16 protein-coding genes are annotated in these 19,502 nt (G+C 60.9%); all 16 read left to right on the forward strand.

Going from position 1 to position 19,502, the window contains the following annotated elements:
• The first annotated feature begins 2 nt into the window (after positions 1-2).
• The 16 genes from AC4QBL_RS04685 (at position 3) to AC4QBL_RS04760 (ending at position 19,460) form a co-directional block, all read left to right on the forward strand.
• Positions 3-956 carry a Gfo/Idh/MocA family oxidoreductase gene (locus AC4QBL_RS04685; protein ID WP_472899314.1) on the forward strand — a complete coding sequence of 318 codons (954 nt, stop codon included), beginning with the start codon at positions 3-5 and terminating at the stop codon, positions 954-956.
• Between the two features lie 131 nt (positions 957-1,087).
• Positions 1,088-2,086, forward strand: a complete 999-nt coding sequence (locus tag AC4QBL_RS04690; protein WP_472899313.1) for an aldo/keto reductase — start codon at positions 1,088-1,090, stop codon at positions 2,084-2,086.
• A 115-nt stretch (positions 2,087-2,201) separates the two neighbouring features.
• Positions 2,202-2,672: a Spy/CpxP family protein refolding chaperone gene (locus tag AC4QBL_RS04695; RefSeq protein ID WP_472899312.1), complete on the forward strand. Its 471-nt coding sequence runs from the start codon at positions 2,202-2,204 to the stop codon at positions 2,670-2,672.
• 25 nt (positions 2,673-2,697) lie between these two features.
• On the forward strand, positions 2,698-3,000 hold the full coding sequence (locus tag AC4QBL_RS04700) for a hypothetical protein (RefSeq protein WP_472899311.1): 303 nt from the start codon (positions 2,698-2,700) through the stop codon (positions 2,998-3,000).
• 9 nt (positions 3,001-3,009) lie between these two features.
• Positions 3,010-3,711, forward strand: a complete 702-nt coding sequence (locus AC4QBL_RS04705; RefSeq protein ID WP_472899310.1) for a response regulator transcription factor — start codon at positions 3,010-3,012, stop codon at positions 3,709-3,711.
• On the forward strand, positions 3,708-5,144 hold the full coding sequence (locus AC4QBL_RS04710) for a HAMP domain-containing sensor histidine kinase (protein ID WP_472906648.1): 1,437 nt from the start codon (positions 3,708-3,710) through the stop codon (positions 5,142-5,144). The genes AC4QBL_RS04705 and AC4QBL_RS04710 overlap by 4 nt, the downstream gene beginning before the upstream one ends.
• 61 nt (positions 5,145-5,205) lie before the next feature.
• Positions 5,206-7,086 (forward strand): TRC40/GET3/ArsA family transport-energizing ATPase, encoded by a 1,881-nt coding sequence (locus AC4QBL_RS04715; RefSeq protein ID WP_472906649.1) that lies wholly within the window; start codon positions 5,206-5,208, stop codon positions 7,084-7,086.
• A 58-nt stretch (positions 7,087-7,144) separates the two neighbouring features.
• Positions 7,145-7,726, forward strand: coding sequence for a hypothetical protein (locus tag AC4QBL_RS04720; protein ID WP_472906650.1), 582 nt, complete (start codon positions 7,145-7,147; stop codon positions 7,724-7,726).
• Position 7,727: 1 nt separating this feature from the next.
• Positions 7,728-10,172 (forward strand): EcoAI/FtnUII family type I restriction enzme subunit R, encoded by a 2,445-nt coding sequence (gene hsdR / locus AC4QBL_RS04725; RefSeq protein WP_472906651.1) that lies wholly within the window; start codon positions 7,728-7,730, stop codon positions 10,170-10,172.
• Positions 10,173-10,180: 8 nt separating this feature from the next.
• Entirely contained in the window at positions 10,181-12,100 is a 1,920-nt protein-coding gene (locus AC4QBL_RS04730; protein ID WP_472906652.1) for a class I SAM-dependent DNA methyltransferase, read from the forward strand.
• A complete protein-coding gene (locus AC4QBL_RS04735) occupies positions 12,097-13,176 on the forward strand; it encodes a PDDEXK nuclease domain-containing protein (protein WP_472906653.1) in 1,080 nt (359 codons plus the stop codon). The genes AC4QBL_RS04730 and AC4QBL_RS04735 overlap by 4 nt, the downstream gene beginning before the upstream one ends.
• Positions 13,176-15,143: a restriction endonuclease subunit S gene (locus AC4QBL_RS04740; protein WP_472906654.1), complete on the forward strand. Its 1,968-nt coding sequence runs from the start codon at positions 13,176-13,178 to the stop codon at positions 15,141-15,143. The genes AC4QBL_RS04735 and AC4QBL_RS04740 overlap by 1 nt, the downstream gene beginning before the upstream one ends.
• A 1-nt stretch (position 15,144) precedes the next feature.
• Positions 15,145-16,938, forward strand: a complete 1,794-nt coding sequence (locus AC4QBL_RS04745; protein ID WP_472906655.1) for an AAA family ATPase — start codon at positions 15,145-15,147, stop codon at positions 16,936-16,938.
• Positions 16,935-17,792 carry an HNH endonuclease family protein gene (locus tag AC4QBL_RS04750; RefSeq protein ID WP_472906656.1) on the forward strand — a complete coding sequence of 286 codons (858 nt, stop codon included), beginning with the start codon at positions 16,935-16,937 and terminating at the stop codon, positions 17,790-17,792. Before AC4QBL_RS04745 ends, AC4QBL_RS04750 begins: the two co-directional genes overlap by 4 nt.
• On the forward strand, positions 17,789-18,661 hold the full coding sequence (locus AC4QBL_RS04755; protein ID WP_472906657.1) for a GIY-YIG nuclease family protein: 873 nt from the start codon (positions 17,789-17,791) through the stop codon (positions 18,659-18,661). Before AC4QBL_RS04750 ends, AC4QBL_RS04755 begins: the two co-directional genes overlap by 4 nt.
• Positions 18,651-19,460, forward strand: a complete 810-nt coding sequence (locus AC4QBL_RS04760; protein WP_472901819.1) for a hypothetical protein — start codon at positions 18,651-18,653, stop codon at positions 19,458-19,460. Before AC4QBL_RS04755 ends, AC4QBL_RS04760 begins: the two co-directional genes overlap by 11 nt.
• Positions 19,461-19,502 lie beyond the last annotated feature (42 nt).

Consider the following 19,502-nt stretch of genomic DNA (forward strand, 5'->3'; position numbering starts at 1 on the left):
CCATGACCATCAAAGTAGCCCTCGCCGGCGCCGGCGCCTTCGGCATCAAACACCTGGACGGCATCAAAAACATCGACGGCGTTGAAGTCGTGTCGCTGATCAGCCGCGACCTGGAAAAGACCAAGGAAGTCGCCGACAAATACGGCATCGGCCACATCACCACCAAGCTGGAAGAGAGCCTGGCGATGAAGGAAGTCGACGCCGTGATCCTCTGCACCCCGACGCAGATGCACGCCGAGCAGACCCTGGCCTGCCTGAAGGCCGGCAAACACGTGCAAGTCGAGATCCCGCTGGCCGACAGCTTGAAGGGCGCCGAAGAAGTGGTGGCGCTGCAAAAGCAGACCGGCCTGGTGGCCATGTGCGGCCACACCCGCCGCTTCAACCCCAGCCACCAGTACGTGCACAACAAGATCAAAGCGGGTGAGTTCAACATCCAGCAGATGGATGTGCAGACCTTTTTCTTCCGCCGCACCAACACCAACGCGCTGGGCCAGGCCCGCAGCTGGACCGACCACCTGCTGTGGCACCACGCCGCGCACACCGTGGACCTGTTCGCCTACCAGTGCGGCAGCCCGATCGTGATGGCCAATGCGATCCAGGGTCCGATCCACCCGGTGCTGGGCATCGCCATGGACATGAGCATCCAGCTCAAGGCCGCCAACGGCGCCATCTGCACGCTGAGCCTGAGCTTCAACAACGACGGCCCGCTGGGCACCTTCTTCCGCTACATCGGCGACACCGCGACCTACATCGCGCGCTACGACGATCTGGTCACCGGCAAGGAAGAAAAGATTGACGTGTCCCAGGTGGCGGTGTCCATGAATGGCATCGAGCTGCAAGACCGCGAATTTTTCGCAGCCATCCAAGAGGGTCGCGAACCCAATTCCAGCGTCGCCCAGGTGTTCAACTGCTACCAGGTGCTGCATCAGCTGGAACAGCAACTCAACGCCGCGTGAAGTGCCTTTCCCCCTCTCCCTCTGGGAGAGGGTTGGGGTGAGGGCTCTGCGCACCCAATACCATCGGGTCAGCACCATCGCAGCACTGCGCTGAATGGTTCTGACCTTTTTTTGATGTGAGAACACCCACCATGCAACAACGCCAACTCGGCCCCTTCACCGTCTCAGCCATCGGCCTGGGCTGCATGAACATCTGCCACGCCTACGGCGCCCCAGTGTCTGAACAGCAGGCCGAGCGCGTGCTGCTCGCCGCGCTCGACGCGGGTGTGACGCACTTTGACACCGCCGCCCTTTACGGATTTGGCGCCAGCGAAACGCTGGTGGGCAAATACCTGGCCAAACACCGCGCCAGGTTCACCCTGGCCAGCAAATGCGGCATGCAGGGTGTGCCCAACGCCGACGGCGTGAAGGTGCGCGTGATCGACGGCCGGCCCGACACGATCAAGGCCACCTGCGAAGACGCCTTGAGGCGCCTGCAAACCGACGTGATCGACCTGTATTACCTGCACCGCTGGGACAAGCAGGTGCCCATTGAGGAAAGCGTGGGCGCACTGGGTGATCTGGTGCGCGCGGGCAAAATTCGCAGCATCGGCCTGTCTGAGGTGTCGGCCGCCACCTTGCGCAAGGCGCACGCCGAGCACCCCATTGCCGCGCTGCAAACCGAATACTCGCTGTGGACGCGCAACCCCGAGATTGCGGTGCTGCAGGCCTGCCGCGAGCTGGGTGTGAGCTTCGTCGCGTTCAGCCCGGTGGCGCGTGGTTTTCTGTGCGCGCCCATGGACGTGAGCACCTTTGACGCCAAAGACATCCGCCGCACCATGCCGCGGTTTACCCCAGAAAACCATGCGCGCAACATGGCGCTGCTGCCGGCTTACGGCGCGATCGCGGCCGAGGTGGGTTGCACCCCCTCGCAGCTGGCCATTGCCTGGCTGCTGCACCAGGGCGACGACATATTGCCCATCCCAGGCACCACGAGTGTGGAGCACCTGCTGGACGACTTGGGCGCCGCCAACGTGGCGCTCAGCGCCGACGTGCTGGCGCGCCTGGATGCGCTGATCAACCAGCACACCGTGCACGGCGACCGCTACAACGCCCAAGCCAACAGCGAGGTGGACACCGAGGTGTTTTGAGTCAGCAGGCGCTGAAACAAAACGACATAAACCGCAACCCCGCTGACACCCAGCGCGCGGTTGCCCGGCGCACCATGGTGGTCATGTTCAACAAGGTTCTGAAAGGACCACCGCCATGAAAACCTGGATCAAACGCAGCCTTATTGGCCTCACCGCCGCCACCGTCGTTTTGGGTGGCCTCACCGCCTGCGGCGGCCACCGCGACCACGCCCGGGGCTGGAGCGACGAGCGCATCACCGAGGTGCGCGGCAAGGCCATCGACAAGATCGGCAGCAAGCTCGAACTTAACGCCGAGCAAAAGCAAAAGCTGGGTGTGCTGGCCGACGAGATGATCGCTTCGCGCAAAGCCTTTCGGGGTGAAGGTGCCGACCCGCGCACGGAGCTGACCGCGCTGGTGGCGGGTGACAAGTTTGACCGCACCAAGGCCCAAGCCCTGCTGGACCAAAAACTGCAGGTGATGCAGGGCAACGCGCCCAAGATGCTCAGCGCCTTTGGCGACTTTTACGACAGCCTGAACCCCGAGCAACAAAAGCAGGTGCGCGAGCGCATGGAAAAACGCGGCCACGGCTGGTGGGGCCGGGGCTGAGCGTTTCAGCCTGAAAGCAGCTGCCATGTCGCCCGCTTTCGCACCCATTCACCACTTGGCACAGCAGAGTAGGGCCCACGCCCCGGCCCTGCTGGCTGGGGCTGAAGACCCCCACACCGAGCTGCTGGCCATGGTGTGGGGGCCACGCTTTGACCGGCAGCACGCGCTCGACCTGTGGGCGCGGCTGTCGCAACAACAACCCGCTGAAGCGCTGCCGGTGCTGCCGGCATTGCTTTCAGCCGCCGACCGTTTTGACGCCTTGGGTGCCCCGGTGCAGCACCGCCTGCGCCGCCTGATCGTGCGGCACCGCGCACGCTGCGACGTGTGAAAATGCCCCATGAACCGCATCCTGCTGATCGACGACGACGAGCAACTCGGCCCGCCGCTGGCCACCTATTTCCAGCGTTTTGAATTGCAGCTCACCCACGCCACACGCCCCAGCGAAGGCCTGGCGCTGCTGCGAAACCAACCGTTTGACGCGGCGATTCTGGACGTGATGTTGCCCGAAATGGACGGTTTTGAGCTCTGCCGCACCATCCGCAAAGACAGCGACATTCCCATCGTCATGCTCACCGCGCGCGGTGATGTGATGGACCGTGTGGTGGGGCTGGAACTGGGGGCTGACGACTACCTGCCCAAACCCTTTGAGCCCCGCGAACTGGTGGCGCGCCTGCAAACCGTGCTGCGCCGGCGCAAGCCCAGCGGCACGGCGCACGCGGTGAGCCTGAGCGCTGCGCCCACGTTGCGCTTTGACGGTCTGGACATTGACACGGCACGGCGCAGCGTCACCCGGGCGGGCGAGGTGGTGGAGCTCACCGGCACCGAATACGAGCTGCTGCTGGTGCTGGCGCGCGAGCCCGGCAAGGTGTTCAGCCGCGACGACATCCTGAACCAGCTTCGCGGCCACGAGGCCGACCTGTACACCCGGGCGGTGGACATTGTGGTGAGCCGTCTGCGCAAAAAACTGGAGCCGCTGGACTGCATCAAAACCCTGCGCAACGCGGGCTATTCGCTGGCGCTGCGCCGCCTGACCGCATGACCGACGTCCTGCCACCCAAAATTTCGCCGTGGCGGCGCGCCAGACACCGCATTGCGCATTCCATCAAGCTGCGCATGGTGCTGGTGTTTCTGCTGCTGGCTGCGGGCATGACCTTTGTGTTTTTCACGGGCGCGCAAAAAGCGTTTTCGGTGGGTTGGCGCGAAGCGGCGCGCCCGCTGCTTATGGACTACGTGGACCGCCTGGCGAGCGACATCACGGCTGATGGGCCGCCCAGCGTGGAGCGGGCCCTGGCCATTACCGAGCGCTTGCCGCTTACCGTGCAGATTGATGGCCCGCAGGTGCGCTGGGCTTCGCACCCTGGGCAACAGAAGCCCGAATGGCAGCGCGAGGGCAAGGGCAAGGGCAAGGGCAAGGGCAACGATAACGGCAACGTCGATGGTGATGCCCAGCGGTGGAACCGCGAAGACTGGGGCGGTGGCAAAGACTGGCCACGCATCTTGACGCGAACCACGGCCGACGGCCACACCATCGAATTCGGCATCAACGAAGACGTGTTTGAGCGCCGCCCGCGCCTCATTGGCTACGCGCTGGCAACGCTGCTCTTGCTCACGCTGCTGGCCTGGCTGTATGTGCGGCGCCTGCTCAGGCCTCTGGACGCCATTGGCGAGGGCGCGCGCCGCTTTGGCGCGGGTGACTTCAGCCAACCCATACCCGAGCGCTGCTGCAAGGCGCATGACGAGCTGGGTGAGCTGGCCCTCACCATCAACACCATGGGGCGCGACATTCACCGCATGCTGGAAGCCAAGCGCGCACTGCTGCTCGCCATCAGCCACGAGCTGCGCAGCCCGCTCACCCGCGCCCGGCTCAACACCGAGCTGCTGCCCGAAACATCAGACGTGAACCCGCAGCGCCAGGCCCTATTGCGCGACCTGCAAGAAATGGCCGGCCTCATCACCGACCTGCTGGAAAGCGAACGCCTGGCCGGCAACCACACCGCCCTGCAGCGCGAGCCGGTGGCGCTGGCCAGGCTGGCGCAAGAGGTGGTGGCCGAGGTGCTGGCGCGCCAACCTGTGCGCGCCGACGCCAGGCCCGAGATCACCCTGCACGCCGACCCCAGCCTGCCCCCGCTGCCCCTGGACCCGGCCCGCATGCGCCTGCTGCTGCGCAACTTGCTGGACAACGCGCTGCGCCACAGCGCTGGTGCGCCGCTGCCCCCCGAGCTGCACCTGCGCGCCGTGGGCCAGGGCCTGCAAATTGAAGTGCGCGACCACGGCCCGGGCGTGCCCGACGACCAGCTGCCGCACTTGGCCGAACCCTTCTTCCGCCCCGACACCGCGCGCACCCGCGCCCAGGGCGGTGTGGGTCTGGGGCTGTATTTGTGCAAGCTGGTGGCGCAGGCCCATGGCGGCACGTTGGCGGTGCGCAATGCGGCGCCCGGGCTGGCTGTAACGGTGACGCTGCCTGGCGCCTGACCGTGCGGTGCGCTTGACGCGCATCAGACCCTGGAGCGGCCCTTTGTGCCATCCTCTTGGCATGAACACACCCAAGCTCCCCGGCTTCGCCACCGCAGCCACCCGCTTCCTGTTTTTCACCGGCAAAGGCGGCGTCGGCAAAACCTCGTTGTCCACCGCCACCGCCATTGCGCTGGCCGACGGTGGCCAGCGCGTGCTGCTGGTCAGCACCGACGCCGCTTCTAACCTCGACGAAATGCTGGGTGTGCCGCTGTCCAACCACCCGGTGCCTGTGCCCGGTGTGCCGGGGCTGCAGATGCTCAACATCGACCCCGACACCGCCGCCGAGGCCTACCGCCAGCGCGTGCTGGCGCAGCTCGAAGCCAGCGCCAGCGACGAAGAGCGCCAGACCGTGCGCGAACAGCTCTCAGGTGCCTGCACCACCGAAATCGCCGCGTTCGACGAATTTGCCGCGCTGCTGGCGGGCGAGGGCATGGACGGTGGCTACGACCATGTGGTGTTTGACACCGCGCCCACCGGCCACACCCTGCGCCTTTTGAGTTTGCCCAAAGCCTGGACAGGCTTCCTCGCCGGCAACGACCGCGGCGCATCGTGCCTCGGCCCGCACTCGGGCCTGAAGATGCAAGAAGCGCGTTTCAACGCCGCACTCCAAGCGCTGAGCAACCCCGCGCTCACCACCGTGGTGCTCGTCACCCGGCCTGACCCGCGCCCCATGCAGGAAGCCGCGCGCACCGCCGAAGAGCTGAGCCAGCTCGGCCTGGCCAACCAGCGTCTCGCCGTCAACGGCGTGTTTCATGCCTGCGGCGCCCACGACGCAATTGCCAACGCCATCGAAGCGCTCGGCCGCCAGGCCCTGAACGAGATGCCCGACGCGCTCGCCCGCCTGCCGCGCGACGAGGTGCCGCTGCGCGCCTTTGACACCGTGGGCCTGCCTGCGCTGCGGGCGCTGCTGGGTGGTGCTGCGTCAACGTCCGTTGGCCCTGAGCCCAGCCATGCACCAACCAACCCCGTTCGCCCTGAGCCTGCCCTTCGACAAGCTCAGGATGATCGGAGCGCGGGGTTTCGACAAGCTCAACCCGAACGGCGTTTCGCGCTGCCCGCCGAGCCCCTGTCCCGCATGGCCGACGAGCTCGCCGCCGTGGGCCACGGCCTCATCATGGTCATGGGCAAAGGCGGCGTGGGCAAAACCACCATTGCAGCCGCGCTCGCCGTGGGTCTGGTACAGCGCGGCCACAGCGTGCACCTGACCACCACCGACCCGGCCGCCCACGTGGCCGACGCGCTGAACGGCAGCCTGGAAGGCCTCAAGGTCGGTCGCATCGACCCCAAGGCCGAAACCGCCGCCTACATCGCCAAGATCATGGCCACCCGTGGCAAAGCGCTGGACGAAGAGGGCCTGGCCCTGCTGCTGGAAGACCTGCAGTCGCCCTGCACCGAAGAAGTGGCCGTGTTCCACGCCTTCAGCCGCGTGGTCAACGAAGCGCGGTCGTCGTTTGTGGTGCTCGACACCGCGCCCACTGGCCACAGCCTGCTGCTGATGGACGCCACCGGCGCCTACCACCGCCAGATGGTGCAGCAATACGAAGGCAAGAACGAAGGCCAGGCAGAAGGCAAGGGCCTGCACATCATCACGCCGCTCATGCGCCTGCAAGACGGCAGCATGACGCGCGTCATCATCGTCACCCTGCCCGAAGTCACCCCGGTGAGCCAGGCCGCCGCGCTGCAAGACGACCTGCGCCGCGCCCAGATCGAACCCTGGGCCTGGGTCATCAACAAAAGCATCGCCGCCACCGGCACCACCGACCCGCTGCTGCAAGCGCGGCTGGCGGGCGAGGTGCGCCAGACCGAACGGATTGCAAACGGGCTGGCCAAACGCACCTTTGTGCTGCCCTGGTTGCCCGAGCCGCCGGTGGGGGTGCAGGCTCTGGCGCGGTTGGTTTAATGCCTTGGTATTGGCCCCCTAGAATGCAACAAGAGGAAACAACGATAAAGCCGACCGAATGACGCCCGAGGCCCGCGCCCGCCAGACCATTGACGCGCCGTTAAGCGCAGTGGGCTGGCACGTCTGCGATGTGGCCAGCGCCAACCTGCACGCGGGGAGCGGCGCCGTGAAAGGCGTGGCCATTCGCGAGTTCCCGCTCAACCCCGGCCACGGCTTCGCCGACTACCTGCTCTACGTCAACGGCAAAGCCTGCGGCGTGATCGAAGCCAAGAAAGAAGGCGCCACCCTGAGCGGGGTGGAGGTGGAAAGCGCCCGCTACGCCCAGGGCCTGCCCGCCGCCTTGCCCGCCTGGCGCCGGCCGTTCGGGTACTTTGACGCGCACCCTATCTGCCTCAGCGCCACATCCGACAAAAAGGCCTTCGGCTTTTTCAGCCAGGACCTCGCCATGGAATACTGCCACGCCCAGGCCGAAGACGTCGACGTCAACGGCGAGGGCGAGGGCGAGGGCGACGTCTTCCGCATCAAGACCGAGGGGCGCGAGCAGGTCGCCTTTGGTACCCCGCAGCCCAAGACATTGTTACCCCCTCGCAATGCAAACATCCCCGTAGTCTCAAACACTGCTTGCCTCTGCCCTGGCTGATATGGATAAAAAATCTCTCAGCGAACGCGACATCTGCACGAAGTTCATCACACCTGCCATCCTGCAGGCGGGTTGGCAGCAGCACGAGTTTCGCGAGGAGGTACCGCTTACGTTGGGCCGCGTGATGGTACGGGGCACGTTGGCTGCCCGAATCAAAAACCCAGAAGCGAAAGGTGGCCCCAAGCGTGCCGACTTTGTGCTCTATGCACGCCCCAATGTGCCCATCGCTGTCGTAGAAGCCAAGCAAGCCAATTTTTCGGTGGGACACGGCTTGCAGCAGGCGTTGGCTTACGCCGAAATGCTGGACGCTCCCTTTGCCATCAGCAGCAATGGCGAAGGGTTCCTGTTGCATGACCGCACAGGCATGACGCAACCCGTAGAGCGGGCTCTGGAACTGCATTGCTTCCCAACGCTTGCAGAGCTATGGCCGATCTATCAGCAATGGAAAGGGTTGGAAGCGCCCGCAGCCGTCAAGCTGGTTGAGCAGCCGTTTTACACGGACGGCAGCGGCCGTGAGCCTTACTACTACCAGCGGGTGGCCATCAACCGCGCGGTTGAAGCTGTGGCAAAAGGCCAGCAGCGCATCTTGTTGGTGATGGCCACTGGCACTGGAAAAACCTACACCGCCTTTCAAATCATCTGGCGCCTGTGGAAAGCCAAGGCCAAGAAGCGTATTCTTTTTTTGGCCGACCGCAACATCCTGGTTGACCAAACCATGCAGCAAGACTTCGCCCCCTTCGGCGAGCTCATGCACAAAGTCACCAACCGCGAGGTTAAAAAGAACTACGAGATCTACTTGGCCCTCTACCAGGCAGTCACTGGCAAAGAAGAGTGGAGGCAAATTTACAGGCAGTTCCCGGCTGACTTTTTTGATCTGGTGGTGATTGACGAGTGCCACCGGGGCAGCGCCGTGGACGACTCAGCCTGGCGTGAAGTGCTGGACTATTTCAGCAACGCCACGCACTTGGGGCTGACTGCAACCCCCAAGGAAAAAGTGACTGTAGACAAGAAAACCGGGGCGCGCGTGATCGATGCTCCAGAGTTCAACATCAAGTATTTCGGCGAGCCCATCTACACCTATTCGCTCAAGCAGGGCATCGAAGACGGGTTTTTGGCGCCCTACAAAGTCATTCGCATTGCCACCGATGTGGACGCCGTGGGCTACACGCCAGAGAAGGGCAAGCTCGACAAGTTGGGCCAGGTGGTGGAGCAGCGCCAGTACAACACCAAAGACTTTGACCGAAACATGGTGCTGGAGAAGCGCACCCAGCTTGTGGCCAGCAAAGTGTGGGAATACCTCAAAGCAACAGACCCCATGGCCAAAACCATTGTCTTTTGTGATGACCAAGACCACGCCGAGCGCATGCGCCAAGAGCTGGTCAAGCTCATCCCTGCTGCGGCCCACAACCGCCGCTACGTCATGCGCATCACTGGCGACGACACCGAAGGCAAAGCGCAAATCTCGTACTTCATCGACAACGACGAACCCTACCCGGTCATCGCCACCACTTCCAAGCTGTTGTCCACCGGGGTAGATGCCAAAACCTGCAAGCTGATCGTGCTGGACCAAAGCATCAACTCGATGACCGAGTTCAAGCAAATCATTGGTCGCGGTACCCGCCTGCGCGAGGACTACCAAAAGCTGTACTTCACCATCATGGATTTCAAGGGTGCTACCCGGCTGTTTGCCGACCCCGACTTTGATGGTGACCCTGCGGTCGTCTACGAGCCAAAAGGCGACGATCCCGTAGTCCCACCCGATGTGATTGACCCACCTCGAACCGGCGAGCCAGACCCACCTCCTTACGGGCATGGTGGAGGAGGAGCGGGCGGGGGAGGCGAGGGCCGCATCAAATATGTCATCGGTGATGTGGACGTGCGCCTTGCTGTGGAACGCGCACAGTATCTGGATGCCGATGGCAAGCTCATCACCGAGAGCTTTCGTGTTTTGCTCAAAGACGACATACGAAAATCCCTGCAAGCCCAGTTTGGCACCTTGACCGACTTCTTGCGCCGCTGGAACACGGCCGAGCGCAAGCAGGCCGTGTTGCAAGAGCTGGCAGACCAAGGGGTGCCGCTGGACATATTGCAGCAAGCCGTTGTCAACGGTGCCGAGCTGGATGCGTTTGACCTAGTGGCGCACGTTGCCTTCGATCAAAAACCGCTCACCCGCCGCGAACGTGCCAACCAGGTCAAGAAGCGCAACGTCTTTGGCCAATACGGTGACCAGGCCCGTGCCGTGCTGGAAGCCTTGCTGGAGAAATTTGCCGACCACGGCGTGCAAGACATTGAAGACGCCAAGGTGCTGGAACTACCGCCCTTTGACCAATTTGGCAGCAAGACGCAGATACGCCGGGGCATCTTCGGCAGCGTAGAAAATTACGCCCACGCCGTGCAAGCGCTAGAACGCGCGCTGTACGACACCCCAGAACAAAAATCCGCCTAAGTGAATTCATGAATCTCAGCAGCACCATCAAGTCCATCCAGGACATCATGCGCAAAGACGATGGCGTCGACGGCGACGCCCAGCGCCTGGGCCAGCTCACTTGGATGCTGTTCTTAAAAGTCTTTGACCAGCGCGAAGAAGAGTGGGAAGACGACAGCGCCGACTACCGGTCGCCCATCCCCAAGCCATTCCGCTGGCGCAACTGGGCAGGCTACAAGGCCGATGCCCAAGGAAAAAAACAGCCTCAAATCGCGCCGCAAGAACTCATCGGCTTTGTCAACAACCAGCTCTTTCCTGCGCTCAAGGAAAACATCGATGCGGGCAAAAGCCCACAACACCAAGTGGTTCGGCAGGTTTTTGAGGATGCCAACAACTACATGAAGTCCGGCCCACTGATGCTGGCCGTGATAGAGAAGCTTGAAGAAGCCATCAATTTCCACGACTTCACCACACGCGCCAATCTCGGCGACGTGTACGAGCAAATGCTCAACGACTTGCGCGGCGCAGGCAACGCGGGCGAGTTCTACACCCCGCGCGCCATCACCGCGTTCATGGTGGATCGGGTCAACCCCAACCTTCAAAAACGTGAAACCGTGCTGGACCCCGCTTGTGGCACGGGCGGCTTCCTAACCGCCGCCATTGACCACTTGCGCCGCCAGTTGGGCACCAAGGCCAGCTCACAAGACAAACGCGCACTGGAAGCCCTGATCTTTGGGTTTGAGAAGAAGCAACTGCCGCACCTCCTGTGCACCACCAACATGTTGTTGCACGAGATTGACGTGCCCAGTCAAATTCAACGGCGCAATACGTTGGGGCATCCGTGGAACGAATGGGCCATGCATGAGCGGGTCAACTGCCTCATCACCAATCCGCCGTTTGGCGGGTACGAAGAAGACGGCGTGGGCGGCGGGTACCCACCCGATCTCAAGACCCGTGAAACCGCCGACATGTTCATGGCGCTCATCATCAAAAAGCTGCTCAAGGACAACGGGCGTGCTGCCGTGGTGTTGCCAGACGGTTTTCTGTTTGGCGACGGCATCAAGAACACACTCAAAAAGCTGCTGCTGCAAAACTGCAAGCTGCACACCATCATCCGCCTGCCCAAAGGCGTTTTCTCGCCCTACACCACCATCAAAACCAACCTGCTGTTTTTCACCAAAGGCGAAACGGTGGACGACGGCTCCGAGCACTTCCACACCGACACCATCTGGTTCTACGAGCATCCTTACCCGCAGGGCTACAAAAGCTATTCCAAAACCAAACCCATCCGCTTTGAGGAATTCCAACCCGAGCAAGCCTGGTGGGGCACCGAGGCCAACGACTTTGCCGACCGCGCGGAAAACGAGCGGGCCTGGAAGGTGGACTTCAAAGCCAAACGCCTGCAGGCAGAGGCCGCCGCGCAGCCCCATTGGGGCAAAGCCGAACAGCTGCGCAACGACGCGAGCGACGCCCGCCGCCAGGCCAGGTATTTGAGCGACTCATTGGTGGGGCGCCGCAAAGACGAAGAGCTCGTGTCACTGCTGCTGGAGCAAATGAACGACCTGCAGGGCTACGTGGACCATGGCAAACCCGACGCCAACGGCTACAAGCTGGTGTTGATTGGCGAATTGCGTGCCGCCATAGCCGAGCCCACCCACGACAAGATCGTCACCAGTCTGACCCATGCGGCAGAGCGCCTGCGCAGCGAAGCCGATACGCTGGACTTGCATGCCCGTGACGCCCAGGCCGCTGGCGACCGGTTGTATTGGCCCATCTACAACCTCGACCTCAAGAACCCCAGAGCTCCCCAAGAAGAAACCCACGACCCCGACGTGTTGCTGGAGAAATACAAGAAGCTCTTGGGCGAAATTGAAGAAACCCAAAACCAGCTCAAGAGCGAGCTGGCGGGTGCCCTGGCGCACCACTTCACCACCGAGGTGGCTGAATGACGGCCGTGGTTCCGGCTACTGCGCCCATGGGCGCCACGCCGCCCAAGCTGGTGAGCGACATTCGCCAGCTCATTGACAGCAGCCGTGTCCAACTGGCCACCACCGTCAACAGCGCGCTCACCCTGCTGTACTGGCACATTGGCCAGCGCATTCAGGCCGAGGTGTTGCGGGGCCAGCGCGCCGAATATGGCGAGCAAATTGTCGCCACCTTGGCTCGGCAACTGGAGGCCGACTACGGGCGAGGCTTCTCCAGCAAAAACCTGCGCCACATGCTGCGCTTTGCCCATGCCTTTCAAGACGAAAACATTGTCTCCGCGGTGAGTAGACATTTGAGCTGGACCCATTTGCGCAGCCTGATCTACATCGAAGACCCGCTCAAACGCGACTTCTACCTGCAGATGTGCCAGGCCGAGCGCTGGAGCACCCGCACCCTGCAAGAGCGGCTGGACTCCCTGCTGTTTGAGCGCACAGCCCTGTCGCGCCAACCCGCAGACCTGCTGGCCACCGAATTGGCAGCCTTGCGCCAAACCGGCCAGCTCAGCCCCGCACTGCTGTTGAAAGACCCCTATGTGCTCGACTTTCTGGGTATGCAAGACCGGTACCTGGAAAAAGACCTGGAAGACGCCATCCTGCGCGAGCTGGAGCATTTTTTGCTGGAGCTGGGCGCGGGCTTCACCTTTGTGGCGCGGCAAAAGCGCATCCAGATCGACAACGACGACTTCTACATCGACCTGCTGTTTTACAACCGCCGCCTCAAGCGCCTGGTGGCCATCGACCTGAAGCTGGGCGACTTCAAAGCCGCCGACAAAGGCCAGATGGAGCTGTACCTGCGCTGGCTGGCCAAGCACGAGCAAGAAAGTGGCGAAGCCCCGCCCCTGGGCATCATCTTGTGCAGCGGCAAAAAGCAGGAGCAGATCGAGCTGCTTGAGCTGGATGCCAGCGGCATCCACGTGGCCGAATACCTGACCGAGCTGCCCCCCAAAGCCGTGTTGCAACAAAAGCTGCACGAGGCCATTGCCCTGTCGCGCGAGCGGCTGGGCAACAGTGGTTCCAACGCCAGCGGGGAGCCAAGCTGATGGATGCACAACAGTTCTTGGCGGAGTTTGGACACATTGCGAATGCGCCGGGCGGCGTGGGGCGGTTGCGGGAGATGATTCTTGCATTGGCCATTCAAGGCACCTTGGTAACGCAAGACCCCACAGACACCCCTGCCGCAGATCAAGTCTCGGGAATCAGGCGCCTATCTTCTTTGAGAGGCCATGGCAAGCGCCGCAAAGTCAATCACAACGACAGTGCATTCGTTCCCGATCAATCCAGGTCACTCCCGGCGGGATGGTCGAGCGTGAGGATCTGTGACATTGTTCGAGTTTTAAATGGGCGAGCTTATTCAAAACAGGAGCTTCTCGATTCAGGAACGCCAGTGCTGCGGGTGGGGAACCTCTTTACCTCGCACAAGTGGTACTACTCAAACCTTGAGTTGGAGGATGACAAGTGTTGTGTAAGGGGTGACCTTTTGTACGCGTGGTCCGCCTCGTTTGGCCCATTTATATGGAGCGGTGAAAAAGTCATTTACCACTACCATATTTGGAAGCTTGACTTGTTTAGTTCGGACTTGCTGAATAAGCAGTATTTGTACACGTTTCTGCTTGAAAAAACGCAAGAAATTAAGGCTTCAGGTCGCGGCATATCAATGGCACATATGACCAAAGACAAGTTTGAACAGCTTGTCGTGCCACTTCCTCCTTTAAAGGAGCAGTTCCGCATCGTCGCGAAAGTCGACGAGTTGATGGCTTTGTGCGACAGGCTGGACGCCCAGCAACAACAGCGCCGCAGGCTGCAAAACAACCTGCGCCAATCCACCTTGCAAGCGGTTGTAGCCGCCACCAGCCCGCACGAACTGCAAAACACCTGGGCGCGCCTCGCCTACAACTTTGGCCAACTCTTTGATGCGCCGGAGGATGTGGACGATTTTATTGCGTACCTCAAGAACATGGCCGTGCGTGGCTTGCTGTCTTTGCCTTCGCAGTGCGCTCCTTCCGTGGACGAGATTGTTGCGGACTGCGATGAGCTGCGTGCCAAGTACATTGCATCTGGGCTATTGCGGCGCCAAAAATCCGTCGTCAGCGCCGAGTATGATGTTATTTACCCAGAGCATTGGGCTACTGCACCATTTGATAAATTGGCCATAGTGATAGGCGGCGTAACCAAAGGCCGCAATCTGCGCGGACGCAAGGTGTTGACCTGCCCCTACCTTGCCGTTGCAAACGTCCAACGTGGATTCTTCAAACTGCAGGGCCTGAAAGCCATTGAGATTGCTGCTGAGGAGATGGAAAAGTATCTTGTCAAAGTCGGTGACCTCATGATCACAGAGGGCGGTGATTGGGATAAAGTGGGCCGCACGGCTATCTGGCGTGGCGGCGTTGAAGATTGCGTTCATCAAAACCACGTTTTCAAGGCGCGTGTCCCCTCAAAAGCACTTTTGAACGAATGGGTAGAGTTGGTTTTCAATTCTGGTGTTGGTCGCGACTATTTTGCTGGTGCATCGAAACAAACCACCAACTTGGCGTCCATCAATATGACGCAATTGCGCAGCTTTCCCATGCCCGTACCGCCGTTGGACGAGCAGCGTGCCATTCTTGAAAAGCTAGAGGCAATGTCAGTTCGCTGCATTGATTGGCGGAATAAGTTGCAAGAAAAGCAACACGTTGCTGCATTGTTATCAGGTGCTTCTGTCGCCAGCATCACCGGCATCGCCATCGAACAAGAAAAGGAAGAACCCGTGAAAGCCCCGCAAACCGAAATCGTCGCACCGCTGCGCTTGGGCACGCTGCCTGCCGTGACTGATCAATCGCCTTTGGCCACCTTGCTGTCCCACAACAAGGGCAGCATGAACGCGGGGGATCTGTTTCAGCGCTATGGCGGTGAGGTGGATGCGTTTTATGCGCAGCTCAAGCTGGAAATCTCACGCGGTTGGATTGAAGAACCTCCCTCCAAGCCAGACGCCGAAGGTTTCGCGACCGTCCGAGTGAAAGAGCAAGCCTGATATGCAGTTGCAACGCATCAAGATTGGGGTGTTTCGCAACCTGCGAGATGTGGAAATCGTCTTTCACACCACGCTGCCGCCATCGGCCAGCAGCGCGCCCGATGCACCGCCAAAGCCCATTCGCAGCCATGCGTTGATCGGGCAAAACGGCACTGGCAAGTCCAACTTGATCGAGGCACTGATCACCATCTTTCGCAATATCGACTTGGGGTTGCCTGCCGAGTTTGACTACGAGCTGGACTACAGCATTCGCGGCCACCAGATTCAGATCAAAGCCCATTTGGACGAGCAAAGCACGCCGGTGGTGTGGGTGGATGGTGACAAGAAGGCGCAGAACTACCTGACCGAAAACGACCCGCCCAACAAGCAACCGCGCGACGAGCGGCGCGGCCCGCGCCTGCTGCCGTCGCATGTGTTTGCCTATTACTCCGGGCGCAACGAGCGCATGGAGGTTTTGTTTCAAGAGCACCAAAAGCGTTTCAACCGCCGCCAGGAGATCACGGCCGAAGAGGTGCTGTCGGCCGACTTGTTGCGCGATTTCAAAGGCAGCGAGTCGGACATTCGCGCTATTCAGGCCATCCGGCGGCGTGAAGAGAACAAGACCCTGCGCCAGTTTGGTGACGACAAGTTGCGCCGCCTGTTTTACTGCCGGGGCGGGCACAGCCAGCTGGTGTTGTTGGCGTGTTTGTTGTCCAACGACCCGGTTTTCAAGAAGGTAATGGACAACCTCAACATCGAATCGCTGGAGTCGGCGCTGTTTGTGCTGAAGGAGCCGCACCGCCAGCGGGAAAAGCGCCAGAACCAGAAGTTTGATGAGAACGAACTCAACGAAGGCGATCCCCGCTTTTGGTTTGCTCGGGGCAATGTGGTCAGCGAGTTTTTGGACAAGCTCTGGCAGGTGGCGTGGGCACCCATTGAGCGGGAGGTGACCAAGCTGATTGACTTCAGGGGCCGCACAGAAAAGCAGCGGCAGCTGTACCTGTTTGTGCCCAACCAAGAGAAGCTGCGTGAGCTGGGCAGCCTGGTGGGCGGCACGGACAGTTTCTTTCGCTATGCAGAGGGCGCTTACATCGGCGACCTGATTGACGAGGTGCGCATCACCGTGAAAAAGCGCGACGAGCACGGCGGCAAGGTGAGCTTTACCCAGTTGTCTGAGGGCGAGCTGCAAATGCTCACGGTGCTCGGTCTGATGCGCATCACCAACGACGACCATTGCCTGTTCTTGCTGGACGAGCCCGACACGCACCTGAACCCGATCTGGAAGCTGCGTTACTTCGATGACATTGAGAGCGTGCTGGCGTCTGATGCGGACTCCATCACCCAAGGTGAATCGCAAGTGCTCATTACCACGCACGACCCCATGATGGTGGGCAGCCTGCGGCGCGAGCAAGTGCATATCTTGCGCCGTGAAGACAACCGCACCGTGGTGGATACGCCGGACGAGCATCCGCAGGGGATGGGAATAACCGGGTTGTTGAAAAGTGACTTGTTTGGGCTGGCTTCAACTTTGGATGCGGAAACGGAGCGCCGTTTGTTCCGTCGCAACGAGTTGTATGCAAAAGATCGGCGAACTCTTGCTGAGGATGAAGAGTTGCGACGCCAGAGTGAAGAACTGGCCGATCTTGGTTTTTCGAATGCGGATTTCAAAGATCCGTATTACGCAAAATTTGTTCGCCAAATGGGAAAGCACACCAGATTTCACAAACGCGAACTTTCCCCGGCAGAACGGGCGGAGCAGGACGCCATTGCCGAGGAAATTATTGATGAAATTTTGCGCCAAGGAGACGCAGGGTGATTTTTATTGATGTCGAGGGTCGGCAACCGATTGATAAAGATATTCCTGGTTGGACGCCTTGGTCTGCGGCTGACTGGAGCGCATGGTTGGCTCAGTCGAAGCGATTGACGAGTGAGCTTGCAACGCTCGATGCTGCGGGCAAGGTAGACGAGCGGAATAAGTATATCGATAGCCACAGTGCTCACTGGGGAAAACTAAAGCCTTGGCTTTCTGCTTTGTCGGGCGGTAAATGTTGGTTCACAGAGGCCCGAGATATTGCGTCCCATCTCGATGTTGAACACTTTCGACCAAAGAAAAGTGCAAAGAATTCCAAGGGGCCGGAGCGGGATGGCTATTGGTGGCTAGCGTTCAACTATGTCAATTTTCGATTTTCAGGATCTGTCCCGAATCGTAAAAAGGGAGTTTGGTTTCCACTCAGACACGGATCAAAATATTCTACGTTCAAAAATCAATGCGAGGATGACGAAACATTTCATTTCCTGGATCCAACAAATGCGCATGATGTGACTCTGATCTCGTTCGATGAAACCGGTAGTGCAATACCCACACCCGGCATTACCCGCTGGGAGCGGGTTAGGGTCAAAAGAACGATTGAAAGACTCAAACTCACAGATCACCCTGAGTTGGCTGAGGCACGTAGAAAGTTGTGGCAAAAAATGAACAATACGATCACTGCCTACTATCAAGCTAAGGCACACGCATGTACGCCACACGCTGCGGCCGCACGACAGAAAATGAACGATCGAGCAAGGGAGATCGTCAGGTTGACACGGCCATCCGAACAGCTTTCTTCCGTAGCGCGGTGGTGCGTTGAGTTCCGAAATGATCCACAGCTCAGGAAGCTGATCGGATGACTGTCAGCCCTTTCTCTCTCCGCATCTTCGTCGCCGACGGAGACCCCGACGGCCTGCGCATCGTCGAACGCTCCAACTGGATCGGCAAGGCGCTGGTATTTCCTCGCGCTTTGCTGCCGCAGGTGAAGCAACGGCCTGAGCTGGCGCAGACCGGGGTGTACTTGTTGCTGGGGCCGCGCCCTGACGGGGAGGGCGAGTTGCTTTACGTGGGTGAAGGCGACCCGATCCGTCCCCGATTGGAAAGTCACTACGCGCAGAAAGATTTCTGGACCCGCGCCATCGGCTTCGCGGCTGTGGGCGGGCTGCTGAACAAGGCGCATGTGCAGTTTCTGGAGGCGCGGCTGATCGCGCTGGCCAAGGCGGCCAAGCGCGTGCCGCTGGACAACGCCAACCAGCCCACCGAACCCAGCCTGAGCGAGGCGGATCGGGCCGACATGGAGGTGTTTCTGGCCCACATGCTGGGCATGCTGCCGGTGCTGGGGGTGCATGCGTTCGAGTCGGCGCCAGCCGTGGCCGCCAAGGCGAGCCCGGTGCTCAGCTGCAAGGGCAAGGGCGCGTTGGCCAGCGGTTACGAAGCGAGCCAGGGTTTTGTGGTGAAGGCGGGTTCGCAGGCGGTGGCCGAGTCGGTGCCTTCCATGCAGCAGCATGTGCGCGGCATGTTCGACCTGCGGCAAGAGCTGATCGCCAACGGCGTGCTGGCGCTGGCTGAAGGGCTGTACCGCTTTACGCAGGACTACAGCTTCAGCTCGCCCAGCACGGCGGCGGCCGTGGTGCTTGGCCGCAGCGCCAACGGGCGCATTGAGTGGAAGGATGCGCAGGGGCGCACTTTAAAGGCGTTGCAGGAGGCGGAGGCGGGGCATGAGCTTTGATTGTTTTATTGGCATCGACTATTCAGGTGCCGAGACGCCCACATCGAGGCTCAAGGGGCTGCAGGTCTACGCGGCGCAGCCAGGTGGCGGACCTGTAGAGGCCTGGGCGAGCCCCACACGTTCCAACAACGGACAGCGCGTGAACTGGACCCGGCAGGAAGTGGCCGAACGGCTGCTGCAGGAGGTGCACAAGGGAACACGTTTTCTGGCTGGCATTGACCATGGCTTTTCGATGCCTGTGAGCTACTTTGCGCGCTACGGGCTGGAGAGCTGGCCTGATTTCTTGTCTGACTTTGTGCACCACTGGCCAACGCACAGCGACCACGTGTATGTGGACTTTGTGCGCGACGGCAATCTCTACCGCACGGGAGATGCGCCGCCACCCGGCACCCGCACCGGCAGCTCTGACGAGTTTCGCCTGACGGAGCGCTGGACCTCATCGGCCAAGAGCGTGTTTTTGTTTGATGTGCAGGGTTCGGTGGCCAAGTCCACGCATGCCGGTATTCCGTGGTTGAAGTGGTTGCGTGAGCAAGCCTGCGAGCGGCTGCATGTGTGGCCGTTTGATGGGTGGGCCATTCCTTCAGACAAACCGGTGCTGGTGGAGGTGTACCCCTCAATTTTTCGCAACCGGTACGAGCGTGAAGGGCGAACGCCAGACCAACAAGACGCTTACGCCACGGCGCGCTGGATGCGTGAAATGCACGGGCGGGGCGCTTTGGATGGCTACTTTGCGCCGCCGCTGTCGCTGGGCGAGCGCGCAGTGGCGGACCTGGAAGGGTGGATATTGGGCGTGCGCTGACGGGTTGCATTTGGGTGGATGTTTCTTTACATTCCATATTCG

The organism is Hydrogenophaga sp. L99 (assembly GCF_058731905.1).

Coding starts and splice junctions, on each gene's coding strand:
- AC4QBL_RS04705 (WP_472899310.1), top strand. CDS start 3,010: ATGAACCGCATCCTGCTGATCGACGACGACGAGCAACTCGGCCCGCCG.
- AC4QBL_RS04690 (WP_472899313.1), top strand. CDS start 1,088: ATGCAACAACGCCAACTCGGCCCCTTCACCGTCTCAGCCATCGGCCTG.
- AC4QBL_RS04720 (WP_472906650.1), top strand. CDS start 7,145: ATGACGCCCGAGGCCCGCGCCCGCCAGACCATTGACGCGCCGTTAAGC.
- AC4QBL_RS04740 (WP_472906654.1), top strand. CDS start 13,176: ATGGATGCACAACAGTTCTTGGCGGAGTTTGGACACATTGCGAATGCG.
- AC4QBL_RS04695 (WP_472899312.1), top strand. CDS start 2,202: ATGAAAACCTGGATCAAACGCAGCCTTATTGGCCTCACCGCCGCCACC.
- AC4QBL_RS04715 (WP_472906649.1), top strand. CDS start 5,206: ATGAACACACCCAAGCTCCCCGGCTTCGCCACCGCAGCCACCCGCTTC.
- AC4QBL_RS04730 (WP_472906652.1), top strand. CDS start 10,181: ATGAATCTCAGCAGCACCATCAAGTCCATCCAGGACATCATGCGCAAA.
- AC4QBL_RS04745 (WP_472906655.1), top strand. CDS start 15,145: ATGCAGTTGCAACGCATCAAGATTGGGGTGTTTCGCAACCTGCGAGAT.
- AC4QBL_RS04760 (WP_472901819.1), top strand. CDS start 18,651: ATGAGCTTTGATTGTTTTATTGGCATCGACTATTCAGGTGCCGAGACG.
- AC4QBL_RS04685 (WP_472899314.1), top strand. CDS start 3: ATGACCATCAAAGTAGCCCTCGCCGGCGCCGGCGCCTTCGGCATCAAA.
- AC4QBL_RS04735 (WP_472906653.1), top strand. CDS start 12,097: ATGACGGCCGTGGTTCCGGCTACTGCGCCCATGGGCGCCACGCCGCCC.
- AC4QBL_RS04700 (WP_472899311.1), top strand. CDS start 2,698: ATGTCGCCCGCTTTCGCACCCATTCACCACTTGGCACAGCAGAGTAGG.
- AC4QBL_RS04710 (WP_472906648.1), top strand. CDS start 3,708: ATGACCGACGTCCTGCCACCCAAAATTTCGCCGTGGCGGCGCGCCAGA.
- AC4QBL_RS04755 (WP_472906657.1), top strand. CDS start 17,789: ATGACTGTCAGCCCTTTCTCTCTCCGCATCTTCGTCGCCGACGGAGAC.
- hsdR (WP_472906651.1), top strand. CDS start 7,728: ATGGATAAAAAATCTCTCAGCGAACGCGACATCTGCACGAAGTTCATC.